Here is a 16,904-nt window from a genome sequence, read left to right on the forward strand (position 1 = left end):
CGTACCGGGGCCTCGTCGGCGCCCTGCGGACGGCCCTGGAGGCTCGTGGGCCCTCACTCACGTACGTACCGCTACTTGCTCGCGCAGTCCACGCACGTCCCGAAGATCTCCACCGTGTGCGCCACGTTCACGAAGCCGTGCTCGGCGGCGATCGCCTCGGCCCACGTCTCCACCGCCGGGCCCTCGACCTCGACCGCCTTGCCGCAGACGCGGCACACCAGGTGGTGGTGGTGATCGCCGGTCGAGCAGCGGCGGTAGACCGTCTCGCCCTCGCTGGTGCGCAGCGCGTCGACCTCACCGGCGTCCGCCAGCGACTGGAGCGTGCGGTAGACCGTGGTCAGTCCGACCGAGTCGCCCTTGTGCTTGAGCATGTCGTGCAGCTCCTGCGCACTGCGGAACTCGTCCACGTCGTCGAGTGCCGCGGCCACCGCCGCACGCTGGCGGGTGGACCTGCCTCGAACCGGGGCTCCCACGGTTGTCTCCTCGCGTCTGCGCTCTGGTCTGGGCCTGCCGGGCCATTGTGCCAGGTCGGCAGGGACCAGGGTCAGGTCCTGGCCATCGGCTGCGCCGGGACCGAGCACTCCGCGGGGTCACCGGCCGCCCGCGCGGCGGCCGCGGCCCGCGCCCTGCGCCTGGCCAGCGGCGTCGCGAGCACCGTCAGGGCGATGAAGACACCGATGGTGAGCAGCACGATCGTCGCGCCGGGCGGCACGTCCTGGTAGTACGAGGTCGCCGTGCCGCCGATCGTCACCGCGACGCCGATCGCCACCGAGACCACGAACGTCGCCCTGAAGCTCCGGGTGAGCTGCTGGGCGGCCGCCACCGGCACCACCATCAGCGCGGAGACCAGGAGCAGCCCCACGACCCGCATGGCGACGGTGACCGTGACCGCCGCGGTCACCGCCGTCAGCAGGTTCAGCGCCCGCACCGGAAGACCGGTCACGCGCGCGAACTCCTCGTCCTGGCTGACGGCGAAGAGCTGCCGGCGCAGCCCGACCGTGACCAGGACCACAAAGGCGGCGAGCAGACAGATCGCCGTGACGTCCTCCTCGGAGACTGTCGAGAGGGAGCCGAAGAGGTACGACTGGAGGTTCGCGTTCGACCCGCCGGGGGCGAGGTTGATGAACATCACACCGCCCGCCATACCGCCGTAGAACAGCATCGCGAGGGCGATGTCGCCGCGCGTCTTCCCGTACCAGCGGATCAGCTCCATCACGACGGCGCCGACGATCGCGACCGCCGTCGCCATCCACACCGGCGACGCCGAGAGCAGGAAGCCGAGGCCCACGCCGGTCATCGCCACGTGGCCGATGCCGTCGCCCATCAGGGCCTGGCGGCGCTGGACGAGGTAGATGCCGACGGCGGGCGCGGTGATGCCGACCAGGACGGCGGCGAGCAGCGCCCGCTGCATGAAGGCGTAGTCGAGGATTTCCATCGCCGTGGTCCTTAGGGTCCTTAGGTGAGCAGGCCGGTACGGACCGGCTCCGCGTCTGCGGTGTGCGGATGTACGTGGTCGTGGCCCGGCAGGGCGTGCTGGCCGACCGCGTGCGGGGGCGGCCCGTCGTGCATCACGCAGCCGTCGCGCAGGACCACGGCGCGGTCGATCAGCGGCTCCAGGGGACCCAGTTCGTGGAGGACGAGCAGCACGGAGGCGCCCTGCGCCACCTGTCGGCGCAGGGTGGCCGCGAGGACCTCCTGGCTGGCCAGGTCGACGCCCGCCATCGGCTCGTCCATGATCAGCAACTCCGGTTCGGAGGCCAGCGCGCGGGCGATCAGCACCCGCTGGTGCTGGCCGCCGGAGAGCGCGTTCACGGAGTCCTTGGCGCGGTCGGCGAGGCCCACCAGGTCGATGGCGCGGGCCACGGCCGCGCGGTCGGCCTTGCGGAGCACGCCGAAGCGGGTGCGGGCCAGGCGCCCGGAGGTGACGACCTCGCTGATCGTGGCGGGGACGCCGCCCGCGGCGGTGGTGCGCTGCGGGACGTACCCGACGCGCGCCCAGTCGCGGAAGCGGCGGCGCGGGGTGCCGAAGAGGTCGATCTCACCGCCGGTGACGGGGACCTGGCCGATGACCGTGCGCACCGCGGTGGACTTGCCGGAGCCGTTGGCGCCGAGCAGGGCGACGACCTCGCCGCGCCCCACGGTGAGGTCGATGCCGCGCAGCACGGGGCGCGAGCCGAGCTCGGCCGTCACCTTGCGCAGGGATATGACGGGCTCACCCGAGTCACGGGACGAATCAGCGGACTTGGTCATGGCTCGTGCCTCCGTAGCCACAGGGGGTGGGGTCACTTGGCGCCCAGGGCCTTCTGCAGGGCCTTGAGGTTGGACTCCATGACCTGGATGTAGTCGTCGCCCTTGGACTTGTCGGTGATGCCCTCGATCGGGTCGAGTACATCAGTCTTGAGGTTCGCGTCCTTCGCCAGGGTCTTGGCCGTCTTGTCGCTGACGAGCGTCTCGTAGAACACCGTGGTGACGCCGTCCTCCTCCGCCATCTTCTGGAGGTCCTTGACGCGCTTGGCGCTCGGCTCGGCCTCGGGGTCCAGGCCGCTGATGGCCTCCTCGATGAGGCCGTAGCGCTCGGCGAGGTAGCCGAAGGCGGCGTGGGTGGTGATGAAGACCTTGGAGTCCGGCTTGGCGCCCTTGGCGCCCTTGGTGTTCTTCAGGCCGTCTTCGAAGCGCTTGTTCAGGCCATCGAGGTTCTTCACGAGCTTCGCGGTGTTCTTCTTGTACGTCGCCGCGTTGTCCGGGTCGGCCTTCTCCAGGGCCTTGCCGACACCCTCGGCGACCTCGGCGTACTTCACCGGGTCCAGCCAGATGTGGGGGTCGGAGCCCTCGTGGTCGTGCCCGTGGTCGTGGCCTTCGTGACCCTCTTCCTCGTGGCCCTCTTCCTCGTGGCCGTGCCCGTCGACCTCGTCGCCGTGCTTCTCCATGCTGGTGAGGGAGGCGGCGTCGACTTTGGTCTTGATGCCGGACTGGTCGATCGCGTCGTCCACGGCGGGCTGGAGGCCCTTGAGGTACACGGCGACGTCGGACTCCTCCAGCTGCCCGCGCTGCTTGGCGGAGACGTCGAGGTCGTGCGGCTCCTGGCCGGGCTCGGTGAGGTTGGTGACGGAGACGTGGCCGCCGCCGATCTGCTCCGCGAGGTACTGCATGGGGTAGAACGACGCCACCACGTCGAGCTTGCCGTCCTTGTCGTCCGCGGCGGAGGAGGAGCAGGCGGTCAGCGCCGTGAGGCCGAGGACCGTCGCGGAGGCGAGGGCGGCGGTGGGTATGAGGCGTCGTCGTACGTTCATGACACTCATTTTCAACAAATGTGGAAACGATTGTCAACAAGCGGTCGGTGTGACCTCCGCCGAGGCCCCTGCCGGGAACCGATTTGATTAGGGGGGTCAGGCCGCCGGTAACCTGAGGCATTCGCCTCGCCCACCGTCTTATGAAGAGAGCACCGTGGCCGCCGACAAGATCGACACCATCGTCAGCCTGAGCAAGCGCCGTGGCTTCGTTTTCCCCTGTAGCGAGATCTACGGCGGCCAGCGCGCCGCCTGGGACTACGGACCCCTGGGCGTCGAGCTGAAGGAGAACCTCAAGCGCCAGTGGTGGCGTTACATGGTCACCTCGCGCGAGGACGTCGTCGGCATCGATTCGTCGGTGATCCTGGCGAGCGAGGTCTGGCAGGCCTCCGGCCATGTCGCGACCTTCTCCGACCCGCTCACCGAGTGCCTCTCCTGTCACAAGCGCCACCGCGCCGACCACCTGGAAGAGGCCTACGAGGCCAAGCACAACCGTCCCCCGGCCAACGGCCTGGCGGACATCAACTGCCCCAACTGCGGCACCAAGGGCCAGTTCACCGAGCCCAAGCAGTTCTCCGGCATGCTCGCCACGCACCTCGGCCCCACGCAGGACAGCGGCTCCGTCGCCTATCTGCGCCCCGAGACCGCGCAGGGCATCTTCACCAACTTCGGCCAGGTGCAGCAGACCTCGCGCCGCAAGCCGCCCTTCGGCATCGCGCAGATGGGCAAGTCCTTCCGCAACGAGATCACGCCCGGCAACTTCATCTTCCGCACCCGCGAGTTCGAGCAGATGGAGATGGAGTTCTTCGTCAAGCCGGGCGAGGACGAGCAGTGGCAGGAATACTGGATGGAGCAGCGCTGGAACTGGTACACCGGCCTGGGCCTGCGCGAGGAGAACATGCGGTGGTTCGAGCACCCGAAGGAGAAGCTCTCCCACTACTCCAAGCGCACCGCTGACATCGAGTACCGCTTCCAGTTCGGCGGCAACGAGTGGGGCGAGCTGGAAGGCGTCGCCAACCGCACGGACTACGACCTGACCGCACACTCCAAGGCGTCGGGCCAGGACCTGTCCTACTTCGACCAGGAGGCCGGCGAGCGCTGGACTCCGTACGTCATCGAGCCCGCGGCCGGTGTCGGCCGCACGATGCTCGCCTTCCTCCTCGACTCCTACATCGAGGACGAGGCGCCCAACGCCAAGGGCAAGCTGGAGAAGCGGACGGTCATGCGCTTCGACCACCGCATCGCCCCGGTGAAGGTCGCGGTCCTGCCGCTCTCCCGCAACCCGGAGCTGTCGCCGAAGGCCAAGGGCCTGGCCAGCGCCCTCCGGCAGAACTGGAACATCGAGTTCGACGACGCGGGCGCCATCGGCCGCCGCTACCGCCGCCAGGACGAGATCGGCACGCCGTACTGCGTCACCGTCGACTTCGACACCCTCGACGACAACGCCGTGACCGTGCGCGAGCGCGACTCGATGAAGCAGGAGCGCGTCTCCCTCGACCAGATCGAGGGCTACCTCGCGACGCGGCTCGTGGGCTGCTGACGGGCGTACGCCTTCAGCGGGAAGCCCCTGGTTCCGGTTACGGAGCCGGGGGCTTCCCGTTTCCGGGACCGTTTCCGGGACCGTTTCCGGGGCCGGGCGTCTGTACGAGAATCGCGGCGTCGTCCTGCGGCTGCGGTGCGAGCAGCAGCGTCATGCCGTACGCGCGGGGCGCGGTCCCGTCCCCCGGGGTGATCTCGACCGTCCGTGAGGCGAAGTCGCCCACCGAGCGGCAGGCCCACCACGCCGCCAAGTCCGGGCGCTCGGCGTGCAGTCGGGCGGCGGTGTTCCGGAGGGCCGCCGCCTGGGGGCGCCGGTCGGCGCGGGTGCGGAAGTGCCGGTACAGGTCCATGGCCACCGGCTCCCAGCCGGGCAGCAGCCGCTGATGCCGTGCGTCGCCGACGAGCAGGAGCAGCAGATTGCGCCGCTCCTCGGGCAGCGTGGCGGGGTCCGGCCACAGCTCGGCGTACGCGCGGTTCCAGGCGAGGATGTCCAGCGCGGGGCCGAGGAGGAGGGCCGGGCTGGCGGGCCAACTGTCGAGGACGGCGCGGAGGTTCGGATCGCGGGCGGCATCCGCTTCAGCGTCCGCTTCGGCCCTTGCTTCCTGTTCAGCATCCGCTTCGGCCTCTGCTTCCTGCGGTCGCGCGGTGAAACCCGCCAGCGCGAGCGCGTGCCGGTGGGCCGCGCCATCGAGACGCAGCGTGCGGGCCACGGCGTTCAGGACCTGCCGCGAGGTGTCCACGCGGCCCTGCTCCAGCCACGTGTACCAGGCCACGGAGACACCCGACAGCACGGCGACCTCCTCGCGCCGCAGCCCCGACGTACGCCTACGACCCGTACTCGGCAGCCCCACCTCGCCGGGGCTCAGCCGCTCGCGATGGGCCCGCAGGAAACCGCCCAACTCGCGCCTGACCGCCGCCTCTCGCACCGCAGCCGCTGTAGCCATGCGCCCAAGCCTATGACCTGGACTCACCCCTACAGACGCCTGTCTGGCCGGGGCCGCCCGGGGGACGGAGGCTGAACCCATGACCGAGACGACAAGCCCCGCGAGCCCCACCCCCACGATGTGGCGCCGCCACAACGACTCCTCCGGCCTCACCGAACCCCGCGCCCTCATCCGCGTCTACACCGGCCCCGGCACCCTGGACGCCGTCGCGGCCTCGTACGAGCGCCTGCTCGGCACGGAACGCGACATGTGGTTCACGTACCCGGAACGGAACCTCGCCCTCGCCGCGGTCGGGCCGTTCCTCCTGATCGAGGGCACGGAGGAGACCCTGGCCCCCTTCCGCGCCACGAACGGCACGCTGCTCGTCGACTCGGCGCAGGCGTACCTGGACCGGCTGGCGGCCGAGGGCGCCGAGATCACCGACCCCCTGGTCAAGGTCCCCACCGGTTCCGGCTTCACGGCCCGCCACCGGGACGGCACGCTGATCGAGTACGTGGAGCACCGGCCCACGGGGGAGGGACTCTAGGGCGTGTTGCGCCCTGGGCGCCTACGACGGTGCCCGTCCGGTCAGTTCACACTGCCCGCCCGTACCTGGGCATCGGTGCCCCTCGCCGCGTATGCACGAAGAGTCGACGAAACCGCACCAGAGGCGAGGCTCCTTTGCACGATCACCAGAATGTCCGGGGCGCCGGAACCGGCAGCGGCCGCACCCCGGCCCACAGCCCGTCACCCGCGCCGCCGCACGATCCGCACGGCCCGCAGGGTCCGCATGATCCGCACGGTCTGCTGAGCCTTCAGGCCACGGCCGGCAACGCCGCCGTGGTCCAGCTGCTCCGTCAGGCCGGCCACCAGCAGGACGAGCAGCCCGCGGTCCAGCGCTCCGCCGTCCATGCCGTCCTGCGCACCGCCGGACGCCCCCTGGACGACGCCACCCGCACCGACATGGAGAGCAGGCTCGGCGCCGACTTCTCCGACGTCCGTATCCACAACGACACGGCCGCCAGAGCCTCCGCCGCCGAAGTCGGCGCCCGTGCCTACACCAGCGGCAGCCACATCGTCATCGGGCAAGGGGGCGACGACGCGCACACCCTCGCCCACGAACTCACCCACGTCATCCAGCAGCGCCAAGGCCCCGTCGCCGGTACCGACAGCGGGGACGGCCTCAGGATCTCCGACCCCGCCGACCGTTACGAACGCGAGGCCGAGACGAACGCCACGCGCGTCATGTCCGCGTCCGCGAACGTGCTCGCGTCCGTGCCCGCGTCCGTGTCCGCGTCCGTGTCCGCGTCCGTGCCCGCGTCCGTGTCCGTATCCGCTCCGGAGCGTAGGTCGCCGAGCCCGTCCGGAGACGTGGGTACGGTGCAGCGGGCGGTCGCCGCCCAGGTGGACTCGGTGGACGGCGAGGCCGTCTCGGAGATCCACTTCGCGGGACGGCCCAAGTCGCCGTACTCCAACACCATGGGTGACCACTCCACTGCTTTCGTCGTCCAGCAGGAAGCGGTCAAGAGGGCCGTGGTGAACCGAAGCCCGCAGCAAGCCGCGGCCAATCTCCAGGAGCTCGCCCGGAAGACCCTCGACCTCCCCGGCGCGAAAGCGATCGGCGATCTTCCGGAGGACAAAAGGGCTGAATGTCAGAGTGCGTACGCGGCCTTGGAGGCGACCATCGCTTCTCTGCTGGCCGGGAATGATTCACCGGCGCGGCAGTTCCCCCTCGTCCAGAAGATGGTGGGGGAATTTCTGCACTTCCGTGAGCTCATCCCGTTCACCACGATGAATGTGGCGGCAGTCTCGCAAGGAGCCGCAGGAAAAGGGAAGGCGGAGGCCGGATCAAACCAGGTCCTGTCTGCGGCCTTCTCCGGTAATGCGTCGAATCCGGAAGCTGTCAAGGAAGCGATATGGAAACTCATGGACCGGGACGGGGTCGCGATCGTCGCCACCGAGCACGATCCGGCCGTCCTGGCCAGGCTCGCGCCAGGGATGAACCCGGATCTGCCCCCGGCGGCACGGGCGGAGACCATCATCGGGCAGCACCTGATGTCTGTGGAAATGGCCTACCCGGGCGGGATCGCGAGCGTCCTCGGAAGTCAGGAAGCGGCAGTGACCGCATTCAATACGGAAATCGGTCCCGTAATAGAGGGCCGGAGGCAGGAGAACAGGTATTTCTACCTTGACCGGTTGGCATCCAGTACCCAGAACATCGAAGGTCTCTACGCGAGAGGAGCGCACAACGACAAGCACTCCTCCGGCACTCTCAAGACCGAATGCGACACGTGGTCGCAGCTGGCGCGGGCTCTGGAGTTCAACGGAGGGAAGGTGCCGCCCGTTCCGCAGCCCCCTGCCCCTACGCAGGGACGGGTCAGCCGGAGCACGGCCAAACTGAGCGCGACCATGACCGATCTGGCCGAAATGATGGAGGCGGCGACCCTGGGAGGCGCCGCCGGACCGACCAGTTCATCCCGTACGGGCTCCTCGGCACAGGCCACCCCCCAGGGGAATGCCGCACAGCCGGAACAGGATTCCGAGAGGCAATATCTCACCTCTCAGATCGAGGTGGAGGGCGGCCGGATCAGTGCACTTCATTCCGAGGGTCGTAGTCCTTCCCCCTTCTCCAGCACCATGGGGGCGCACACCACTGCGTGGATCGCCCACATGGACAGCATCCGCAAGGGACTCATCGGACGCACCCTCGATGAGGCGGCGTACTTCATCGTCACGCATGCCTTCAACGAGGCCCAGCACATGGAGAGCACCGTAGGCCAGGCGTTCCGGCCTGCCGATGACGATCAAGGCAGACATCAGCTGCAACGGCTGGCAACGGCCAAGGCCGACTTCCAGGCGCTCGCGGCAGCCCTGGGGAATGTCTCGCGCGCGGCCTCCCAGGGTGACGAGATCTCCATGAGGCGGCAGCCGCTGGTTCTCCAGAAAGCGATCAACGCGCTCCTCACCTATATCAATTACATCCCCGGAGCGACCCTGGAGTCCGCGGACACGGGAGGTAAGGGGGAAGGTACCGTCAGGAAGGACCTGCGGAAACACGAAGACGGCTCTGTTCCGCTACAGCGTGGGTATCTCCAGGCGTACCTGATGAAGCTCCTGGACGTTCCCGGAGAAGCCACCGAAAGCCAACTCGTCGCACTGGTGGAGAATCACCTGCGGATCGTCGGAACCGCCTATCCGAGATCGGTCGGTGATGCCCACCTCACGCAGTCCCGTGCACTGGAGATCGCCAGGAGCGCCGCACAGGAAAAGGGCTGACGGCCACTGGCCCTGCCACGGCGGTTGGCAGATGGCGGACGGCGGATGGCAGACGGCGGACCGCGGATGGTCAGGCCGTTTGTGACGCCCGGTCCGGTCCCGTGTCCGCCCCTGCCAGCCGCTCCGCCGTCCGCTCGGCGGTCCCCCGCGCCCACCGTCCGCTCGTCAGCGCCCCGAGCACCAGTACCGCGAAGCCGCAGCCCGCGATGATCCACCAGCCGGGGCGGCTCGCCTCGGTGAAGTCGGTCGCGTACGAGGACGACGCGACGCCCGACGCCAGGACCGCGCCGATCACCGCGACGCCCAGCGTCTGGCCGATCTGGCGGCTGGTGGAGGCGACCGCCGCGGCGACGCCCGCCTGGGCGCGGGGCATTCCGGCGACCGCGGTGTCGGTGATAGGGGCGTTGACGAAGCCGAAGCCGAGACCGAAGAGGACGTAGCCGACGAAGCGCGTGCCGACCTCGTTCTCCGCCTCGAACGCGGCGAAGAGGACGCCCGAGACCGTCATCGCCACCCCCGCGACGAGCAGCGGCAGGCGCGGCCCGCGGCTGCCGACCAGGCGGCCCGAGAGCGGCGCGCAGACCAATGTCATGGCCGCCATCGGCAGCATCCACAGCCCCGCGTGCAGCGCGTCGAGGCCATGTACGTCCTGGAGGAACAGCGTCGACAGGAAGAGGAAGCCGCCCAGCGACGCGAAGGCGCACACCGCGATCACCGTGGCCCCGCTGAACGGCGCCGACCGGAAGAAACGCAGGTCGATGAGGGGATCGGCGCGGCGCGGTTCGTAGGCGAGCAGGCCGAGCAGGGCGAGCAGCGCCGCGCCGGCGAAGGCGAGGATCAGCGGTGACGTCCAGCCGATGGTGGGCGCCTCGATGATCGCGTACGTCAGCGCGCCGAGCAGCACGATCACCAGGAGCTGCCCGATCGGGTCGGGGCGGCGGGGCCGAGGGGCGCGGGACTCGGGGACGTACCGCATGGTCAGGAAGAGCGCGGCGAGGCCGACCGGCAGGTTGATCCAGAAGATCGAGCGCCAGCCGACCGTGTCCACGAGGAGCCCGCCGATCAGCGGGCCCGCCGCCATGGAGATGCCGACGACGCCGCCCCAGACGCCGATGGCGCGGGCGCGCTCGCGCGGTTCGGTGAAGGTGTTGGTGATGATCGACATGGCGACGGGGTTGAGCATCGAGCCGCCCACCGCCTGGATCATGCGGAACGCCACGAGGGATTCGAGGTTGGGTGCGAGTGAGCAGAGCACCGAACCGAGGGTGAAGACGATCAGGCCCGCCTGGAAGACCTTGCGGCGGCCGATGCGGTCGGCGGTGGAGCCGGCGAGCATGAGGAGCGAGGCGAGGACGAGCGTGTACGCGTCGATGGTCCACTGCATGCCCGAGACGCTCGCGTCGAACTCCTCGCGCATGGTGGGGAGGGCGACGTTCAGGACGGTGTTGTCGAGGCTGACGATCAGCAGGCTCATGCAGCAGATCGCGAGGACGAGCAGCCGTCGGCGGTGGGTAAGTTCATCGGGCATGTATTCGACGGTAGCTTTCCGGAAGGATTTCGGCCCGGCCCGGCCCGGCCGCTCAGGTTGGCTGGCGGAGCCGGCACAGGGAGGACGGCTGGCGGAGCTGTCGCGGGAGTGAGGGACAATGGAGGGTCCCGTCGTCCGTCCCGGAGAGCCGCGATGCCGTCCCAGCCCCTGTCCATCGGCCCGCACACCGTGCAGCCGCCCGTCGTGCTCGCCCCCATGGCGGGCATCACGAACGCGCCGTTCAGGACGTTGTGCCGGGAGTTCTCCGGCGGCAAGGGTCTCTTCGTGAGCGAGATGATCACGACGCGCGCCCTGGTGGAGCGCAACGAGAAGACGATGCAGCTGGTCCACTTCGACGCGACGGAGAAGCCGCGCTCGATCCAGCTGTACGGCGTCGACCCGGCGACCGTCGGCAAGGCCGTCCGCATGATCGCGGAGGAGGACCTGGCCGATCACATCGACCTGAACTTCGGCTGCCCGGTCCCCAAGGTGACCCGCAAGGGCGGCGGCTCGGCGCTTCCGTACAAGCGTCCTCTGCTCCGCGCCATCCTCCGTGAGGCCGTCAGCGGCGCCGGGGACCTCCCCGTGACCATGAAGATGCGCAAGGGCATCGACGACGACCACATCACGTTCCTGGACGCGGGCCGCATCGCGGTCGAGGAGGGCGTCACGGCGATCGCCCTGCACGGCCGCACGGCCGCCCAGCACTACGGCGGCACGGCCGACTGGGACGCCATCGCCCGCCTCAAGGAGCATGTGCCGGAGATCCCGGTGCTCGGCAACGGCGACATCTGGTCGGCCGCCGACGCGGTCCGCATGATGGACGAGACGGGCTGCGACGGCGTCGTCGTCGGCCGCGGCTGCCTCGGCCGCCCCTGGCTCTTCGGTGACCTGGTGGCGGCCTTCGAGGGCACGGGCGCGCCCGAGGCGCCGGGCCTGCGCGAGGTCGCGGCCGTGATGCTCCGCCACGCGACGCTGCTCGGCGAGTGGATCGGCGACGAGTCGCGCGGCGTCATCGACTTCCGCAAGCATGTGGCCTGGTATCTGAAGGGCTTCGCGGTCGGCTCGGAGATGCGCAAGCGTCTCGCGATCACCTCCTCGCTGGCCGAACTGGAGGACGGGCTCGGTGAGCTCGACCTCGACCAGGAGTGGCCGACGGGCGCGGACGGCCCACGCGGCCGTACGTCCGGCAACAACCGCGTGGTCCTGCCGGACGGCTGGCTGAAGGACCCGTACGACTGCGCGGGCGTGAGCGAGGAAGCGGAGCTGGACACGTCGGGGGGCTGATCAGCCCGACGCGTGGCTGCCGGTCCGTCCGGTGCGCGGCCGTCGGTCCGCTCGGCGCGCGGCTGGTGGTCCGTCTGGCGTGTGGCTGGTGGTCCGTCCGGCGCGTGGCTGGTGGTCCGTCCGGTGCGCGGCCGTCGGTCCGCTCGGCGTGCGACCGGTGGTCCGTCCGGTGCGCGACCATCGATCCGACCGGCGCGTGGCTGGCGGTCCGCCCGGCGCGTGGCCGTCGGGCTGCTCGGCGCGCGGCCGGTGGTCCGCTCGGTGCGCCGCCGGTGGGCCGACCGGCGCGTAGGCGTCAGTTCGGTCGGCGTCGCGTGGCCAGGAACATGCCGGTGGCGCAGGTGAGTTCGGCGACGACCAGGCGGGGGTCGCCGAAGAGCCGCTCGCGCAGGGCGGTGATCCGGGTGTAGCTCTCGGGGTGGGTGGCGTCGGCGATGTCGTCGATCAGCAGCGTGCCGCCGGGCCGCACAGCGTCGACGACGTCGGCGAGGCCCGTCGTCTTGGCGCTCGGGGTGTCGGCGAAGACGAGATCGAACGTGCCCTGGTCGGCGATGAGTTCAAGGGCGTCGCCCACCAGGACGGACACCCCGGGCGGCAGCCCCGCGGCGCGCACCGCCGCGGCCCGCTCGGCGTCCAGCTCCACGCTGAGCACCTCGACGTCCTCGCGCGCCCCGAGCCCGTGCGCGATCCAGGCCAGGCCCATCCCCGCCCCGGTCCCCGTCTCCAGGATGCGCCCGCCCGCGGGCACCGCCGCCGCGAGTACGGCGAGGAGCGCGCCGACCTCGGGGTCCGACGACTTGTCGAACCCCAGTTCCCGTTCGCGGTCGTGGGCCAGGGCGACGCCGGGCGGCACCCGCACGGCGGCCTGTGCGTCGGTGCTCCGCTGGAGCCGGTCCACCTCGGCCGTGGTCAGAGGGTGGTCGAAGGTCAGGGTGACCCGGCTCGGACGCGCGGTCCTTCGCGCCTGTTCGCCTTGGCCCTGCGGAAAATCGAATTGAGTCATGATGGCCTCTTTCTCCTTTCCTCCCGCTCAGTCATGAGGACCGTAGCCCATGGGCCGGAACTATCACCTTTCGTAATCGTGCCGTTAACGACAGACCGGAACAGGAAGGGAAACGATCTCCACAGGCAGAGGCGCCGTACATTTTGGGACGATTTCAAGGTATAGCTCGGCGTCGGCACCGTGCTCAGCCGAACCATGGCGCACACCATCCCCTGGCGGCCCACCCGTGATGAGCTTTGGCCATTAAAATCGCGTGGCTTGTTCCGGCGGGCGACCAGAATTCGAACCACCTGTTCTCGTTGACCACCCCGAACTCCGCTCGTAGATTGCCTGTCGAAGGAGACTCTTCCTTTCCGTTTGAACGGAGTCGTCATGAGCGAATCGGAATCCCCCCAGGAACCGGAATCCCCCCAAGAGCCGGAAACCGCGCAGGCTCTCACCGCGGTGACCCTCGTCTTCGGCCGTGAGATCTCGGAGGAGGAAGCCCAGGAGATGCAAGCGCAGCACGACGCACTGCGCGCCGTCGTCCAGCCGCAGTTGCCGGACCACCACGACCACGACCACGCCGCGGAAGTCTGACCCTTCCACGCACCGATCACCGATCACGCACCGATCACGCACCGTTCACCGATCAGGGCAGAGGTCGATTCCCATGACAGAGATGTCCGCGTTCGATGCCGTTCTGTCGCAGGGTCGACCGTTCGGCGACAGCTCCTATGTGCACGAACAGATGCGCGGCGCCCACCTGCACCGTCTGAAGAAGATCGCCGACCGGCTCCCCGCCGCCCGGCGCCTCCTCGACGCACTCGCCGGCGCCGACCGGCATCAGGAGTACCGTGCCCTGGGCGATCCCGTCGTCCGCTGTGTCATCCAGCAGTCGCTGGCCCGCGTCACGGTGGGTGCCGAGGTCGTGCTGCCCCTCGCGCTCTGCGAGGAGATCCTCGACGCGACCGCACACCACCTCGACACCGGGGCCGCCGACGGGCCGTCGGAGGCGGGCGCCACCGAGGCGCAGCGCCTCGACCCGGCGGCGGGCCCGGCCTGGTTCTGGCATCCGGAGCGCCGCGACGACGTCTTCGCGCAGGCTTTCCGGATGCTGATCGCAAGGGAGTTCACCGACCAGATCTGCGCACCCACTCCCGCCGATGTCGCGGTACTGCGGAAATCCGCGGAACTGCTCCGGGAAATCCTTCCCGAGACGTCCCGCAGCGCCCTGCACCACACCCATGTGATCGGTATTTCCCCTGGTGTCGGTGCCTGGACGAGGAAATCCTCCACGTCCCAGTTCCGAATGGCCGGAATTTTCTTCCTGAACCAGAAACTGCTCACGAACCCGTGGTGGGTCGCGGAGCATATTCTGCACGAATCGCTGCACCAGAAGCTCTACGACTTCCGGCACGCGCACTCCTTGCTCGTACGCGATGTGGAAAACGACCACGGACTCCCCGACGAGGTACGGCAGTTGACCTCGCTCTGGAATTCACCGGGCCTGGCCGGAACCAACCGATGGGACCCGCACCGCTCCATCGCGGCCTTCCACGTGTACGTCCATCTGTCGCTCTTCTGCACCCTCGCGGAACGCCGCGCCCCCGCACTGGAGAGCACATACGGGCCGGTCGACGCTCCGCACCCCATGACATCGGGCCGCAACGCCTTCGAACGGGCCCACTACCTCGGCGAGCAGCTCCGCGCCACCACCTGGCCCGAACTGGGCCTGGCGGGACGGGGCCTGGCCGACTGGCTGACGTCGATCCTCCAGGCGCTCGACCCCGCGCCCCCACCGCCGGGCGCCACGCTCCACCTGCTCCTGCACCGCTATCTGCGCGAGGCGGCCAAGGCCCGAAAGGCCCTCCCGAACCCCACCCTTGAGCGAAGGCTGGCGGCGCTCGCCGAGGTGGAGGCGGTCTCGGCGCACGCGATCCTGGAGGCGACGGGCACGCCCACCGACGGACTCGCCAAGTCCCTGGCCGCCGCCCCCGCCTTCCCGGACCTGCGCCACGTCATCGCCACAACCCTCACCACCCTGGCCCCGGACGGCTACAGCCTCAACTCCCTCTCCCCCCACGCCCCCAGGCACCCGGACGACATGGTCCGCGACATGGTGGAATCCTCCAGCCACGCACTGGCGACGATGCGGGAGATCGCGTAACGCACGTAACGCACGTAGCGCCACCTGACCTGAGTGCTCCGTTGGGCAGAAGCGGGCAGATTGGGGCCGTGGAACTTCGAGGACATAAGTTGACGGCATGGTGCAGGGGGAGAACTCCGCGGTGCAGACCATGCCGCAGGAGCAGCAGAGAAGGGGGCGGCATGCCGCCCGGCGGAAGAAGGACAAGGGCGGGCTGGCTCGTTCGTCCTTACTGATGGCCGTTGGCACCGTGGTGTCACGAGCGACGGGGCTGATCCGTCAGGTGCTGCAGGCCGCGGCGCTGGGCACGGGCTTGCTGGCCAGTACGTACAACACGGCGAACACGGTGCCGACGAGTCTGTACACGCTGCTGATCGGCGGCGCGCTCAATGCCGTGCTGGTGCCGCAACTGGTGCGGGCCAGGACGACGCAGCCCGACGGCGGTCGGGCCTACGAGCAGCGGTTGGTCACGCTCGTGGTGTGCGTGCTGGGTGTGGGGACGGCGCTGGCAGTGTGGGCGGCGCCGCAGATCGTGGGCCTGTACATGCGGGACACCCCGGACAGCCATGAGGCGTTCCAGCTGACGGTGACGTTCGCCCGGTTCCTGTTGCCGCAGATCTTCTTCTACGGCCTGTTCAGCATCTATGGGCAGGTGTTGAACGCCCGCGAGAAGTTCGGCGCGATGATGTGGACCCCGGTGCTGAACAATGTCGTGCTGGTCGGCATGTTCGCCGCCTATCTGGGGCTGATGGCGGTGCCCGACCGGGTGGAGGACATCACCGCCGACCAGGTGTGGTTGCTGGGGATCGGGACGACGACGGGCATCGCCGTACAGGCCCTGGCGCTGATCCCGTTCGCCCGGGCGGCCGGTTTCCGGTTCCGCCCGCGATTCGACTGGCGGGGCACCGGCCTGGGCAAGAGCGTCCACGCGGCGAAGTGGACGCTGCTGTTCGTCCTGGCCAACCAGGTCGCCCTGACCGTCGTCACGAACTACGCCAACGCCGCCGACCAGGAGCTGCCGCAGGCCGGCGCGGGCTACTCGGCCTACACCTACGCGCAGACCATCTGGATGCTGCCGCAGTCGATCGTGACGGTGTCCCTGGTGACGGCGCTGCTGCCACGTATGAGCCGGGCCGCCGCCGAGGGGCGCATCCCGGATCTGCGCGCGGACCTCTCCCGGGTGCTGCGGATCAGCGGCGTGGTCATCGTGCCGGCTGCCTTCCTCTTCCTCGCCTTGGGGCCGCAGATCGCGTCACTGCTGTTCGCCCACGGAGCGGCGGACGCCGACTCGGTCCGCCCGTTGGGCTACATGCTGCAGGCGTTCGGGCTCGGGCTCATCCCGTTCTCTGCCCAGTACCTTCTGCTGCGCGGCTTTTACGCGTTCGAGGACACCCGCACTCCGTTCTTCATGGCGGCTTGGATCGCGGGGGTGAACATTGCCCTGGCCACGGCCTGCCATCTGCTGCTGCCTGCCCGGTGGGCGGTGGTCGGCATGGCCGCGGCCTACACCCTCTCCTACGTGGCCGGTCTCGCCCTCACCGCGTATCTGCTGCGCAGACGGCTCGGGGGCCGCATCGACGACGGCGGCCTGCGCCGCACCTACGCAAAGGTGTTCTGCGCCGCGGGCCCGGCTGCCGGGCTGGGCTGGGTCGTAGCGCGTGCGTGCGCGGACCTGGGTGGTGGAACGTGGCCTACGGCCGTGGCACTGGCTGCCGGAGTGCTCGTGACAGCCCTGGGGTATCTCCTTCTCGCCCGGCTGATGAAGGTCGACGAATTGCGTCGCCTGCCCGGAATGCGTTGAGGTCCAACCGCACCGAAGGGGCGGCACCCCCGCACAGGGTGCCGCCCCTTCATCGTGGACCGGAGCCGCCGCCGCATCGGTTGAGGGTCGGGGACACGGCGACAGCCCCGGAGCATCTACCGGCGCCGAACG

General features: G+C 69.6%; 14 protein-coding genes. 7 read left to right on the top strand and 7 right to left on the bottom strand.

From position 1 onward, the window contains the following. Window positions 1–71 precede the first annotated feature (71 nt). From ACWDVB_RS28800 to ACWDVB_RS28815, 4 genes are read right to left on the bottom strand one after another with little or no spacing between them, the layout of a single operon-like run. Window positions 72–527 carry a Fur family transcriptional regulator gene (locus tag ACWDVB_RS28800; protein WP_451513223.1) on the bottom strand — a complete coding sequence of 152 codons (456 nt, stop codon included), beginning with the start codon at window positions 525–527 and terminating at the stop codon, window positions 72–74. A gap of 17 nt (window positions 528–544) precedes the next feature. Further along, window positions 545–1,435: a metal ABC transporter permease gene (locus ACWDVB_RS28805; protein ID WP_451513058.1), complete on the bottom strand. Its 891-nt coding sequence runs from the start codon at window positions 1,433–1,435 to the stop codon at window positions 545–547. Window positions 1,436–1,455: 20 nt separating this feature from the next. Then, complete coding sequence (locus ACWDVB_RS28810) at window positions 1,456–2,250, bottom strand: metal ABC transporter ATP-binding protein (protein WP_451513057.1); 795 nt, start codon at window positions 2,248–2,250, stop codon at window positions 1,456–1,458. 32 nt (window positions 2,251–2,282) lie between these two features. Next, window positions 2,283–3,290: a metal ABC transporter substrate-binding protein gene (locus ACWDVB_RS28815; RefSeq protein ID WP_451513056.1), complete on the bottom strand. Its 1,008-nt coding sequence runs from the start codon at window positions 3,288–3,290 to the stop codon at window positions 2,283–2,285. A gap of 154 nt (window positions 3,291–3,444) precedes the next feature. On the opposite strand from ACWDVB_RS28815, the gene ACWDVB_RS28820 reads away from it, so the two are divergent. Then, window positions 3,445–4,827, top strand: coding sequence for a glycine--tRNA ligase (locus ACWDVB_RS28820; protein WP_451513055.1), 1,383 nt, complete (start codon window positions 3,445–3,447; stop codon window positions 4,825–4,827). 37 nt (window positions 4,828–4,864) lie between these two features. Here the strand turns inward: ACWDVB_RS28820 and ACWDVB_RS28825 are convergent, their stop codons facing one another. Next, on the bottom strand, window positions 4,865–5,770 hold the full coding sequence (locus ACWDVB_RS28825) for a helix-turn-helix domain-containing protein (protein WP_451513054.1): 906 nt from the start codon (window positions 5,768–5,770) through the stop codon (window positions 4,865–4,867). A 79-nt stretch (window positions 5,771–5,849) separates the two neighbouring features. Here ACWDVB_RS28825 and ACWDVB_RS28830 point away from each other — a divergent pair, with 79 nt between their 5' ends. Together ACWDVB_RS28830 and ACWDVB_RS28835 are read left to right on the top strand one after the other, a co-directional pair. Then, the gene (locus tag ACWDVB_RS28830; RefSeq protein WP_451513053.1) at window positions 5,850–6,296 is read left to right on the top strand and encodes a VOC family protein; all 447 of its coding nucleotides are present in this window, start codon (window positions 5,850–5,852) and stop codon (window positions 6,294–6,296) included. A gap of 134 nt (window positions 6,297–6,430) precedes the next feature. Then, window positions 6,431–9,025, top strand: a complete 2,595-nt coding sequence (locus ACWDVB_RS28835; RefSeq protein ID WP_451513052.1) for an eCIS core domain-containing protein — start codon at window positions 6,431–6,433, stop codon at window positions 9,023–9,025. A 70-nt stretch (window positions 9,026–9,095) separates the two neighbouring features. Here ACWDVB_RS28835 and ACWDVB_RS28840 read toward each other — a convergent pair whose 3' ends face one another. After that, complete coding sequence (locus ACWDVB_RS28840; RefSeq protein WP_451513051.1) at window positions 9,096–10,553, bottom strand: MFS transporter; 1,458 nt, start codon at window positions 10,551–10,553, stop codon at window positions 9,096–9,098. Window positions 10,554–10,706: 153 nt separating this feature from the next. On the opposite strand from ACWDVB_RS28840, the gene dusB reads away from it, so the two are divergent. Further along, window positions 10,707–11,840 (top strand): tRNA dihydrouridine synthase DusB, encoded by a 1,134-nt coding sequence (dusB, locus tag ACWDVB_RS28845; RefSeq protein WP_451513050.1) that lies wholly within the window; start codon window positions 10,707–10,709, stop codon window positions 11,838–11,840. Window positions 11,841–12,135: 295 nt separating this feature from the next. On the opposite strand, the gene ACWDVB_RS28850 is transcribed toward dusB, so the two are convergent. Further along, complete coding sequence (locus tag ACWDVB_RS28850) at window positions 12,136–12,843, bottom strand: O-methyltransferase (RefSeq protein WP_451513049.1); 708 nt, start codon at window positions 12,841–12,843, stop codon at window positions 12,136–12,138. Between the two features lie 372 nt (window positions 12,844–13,215). Between ACWDVB_RS28850 and ACWDVB_RS28855 the strand changes: the two genes are divergently transcribed. From ACWDVB_RS28855 to murJ, 3 genes are all read left to right on the top strand, one after another. Then, window positions 13,216–13,422: a hypothetical protein gene (locus ACWDVB_RS28855; protein WP_451513048.1), complete on the top strand. Its 207-nt coding sequence runs from the start codon at window positions 13,216–13,218 to the stop codon at window positions 13,420–13,422. A 73-nt stretch (window positions 13,423–13,495) separates the two neighbouring features. Further along, window positions 13,496–14,992, top strand: coding sequence for a hypothetical protein (locus ACWDVB_RS28860; protein WP_451513047.1), 1,497 nt, complete (start codon window positions 13,496–13,498; stop codon window positions 14,990–14,992). A 97-nt stretch (window positions 14,993–15,089) separates the two neighbouring features. After that, on the top strand, window positions 15,090–16,772 hold the full coding sequence (gene murJ / locus ACWDVB_RS28865) for a murein biosynthesis integral membrane protein MurJ (protein ID WP_451513046.1): 1,683 nt from the start codon (window positions 15,090–15,092) through the stop codon (window positions 16,770–16,772). Window positions 16,773–16,904 lie beyond the last annotated feature (132 nt).

This window comes from Streptomyces sp. NPDC003379, from assembly GCF_053589195.1.

Bases quoted from the DNA above. Each gene is read 5' to 3' on its own strand.
- ACWDVB_RS28840 (WP_451513051.1), bottom strand. From the start codon at position 10,553: ATGCCCGATGAACTTACCCACCGCCGACGGCTGCTCGTCCTCGCGATC.
- ACWDVB_RS28815 (WP_451513056.1), bottom strand. From the start codon at position 3,290: ATGAACGTACGACGACGCCTCATACCCACCGCCGCCCTCGCCTCCGCG.
- ACWDVB_RS28810 (WP_451513057.1), bottom strand. From the start codon at position 2,250: ATGACCAAGTCCGCTGATTCGTCCCGTGACTCGGGTGAGCCCGTCATA.
- ACWDVB_RS28850 (WP_451513049.1), bottom strand. From the start codon at position 12,843: ATGACTCAATTCGATTTTCCGCAGGGCCAAGGCGAACAGGCGCGAAGG.
- dusB (WP_451513050.1), top strand. From the start codon at position 10,707: ATGCCGTCCCAGCCCCTGTCCATCGGCCCGCACACCGTGCAGCCGCCC.
- murJ (WP_451513046.1), top strand. From the start codon at position 15,090: ATGGTGCAGGGGGAGAACTCCGCGGTGCAGACCATGCCGCAGGAGCAG.
- ACWDVB_RS28860 (WP_451513047.1), top strand. From the start codon at position 13,496: ATGACAGAGATGTCCGCGTTCGATGCCGTTCTGTCGCAGGGTCGACCG.
- ACWDVB_RS28830 (WP_451513053.1), top strand. From the start codon at position 5,850: ATGACCGAGACGACAAGCCCCGCGAGCCCCACCCCCACGATGTGGCGC.
- ACWDVB_RS28825 (WP_451513054.1), bottom strand. From the start codon at position 5,770: ATGGCTACAGCGGCTGCGGTGCGAGAGGCGGCGGTCAGGCGCGAGTTG.
- ACWDVB_RS28855 (WP_451513048.1), top strand. From the start codon at position 13,216: ATGAGCGAATCGGAATCCCCCCAGGAACCGGAATCCCCCCAAGAGCCG.
- ACWDVB_RS28805 (WP_451513058.1), bottom strand. From the start codon at position 1,435: ATGGAAATCCTCGACTACGCCTTCATGCAGCGGGCGCTGCTCGCCGCC.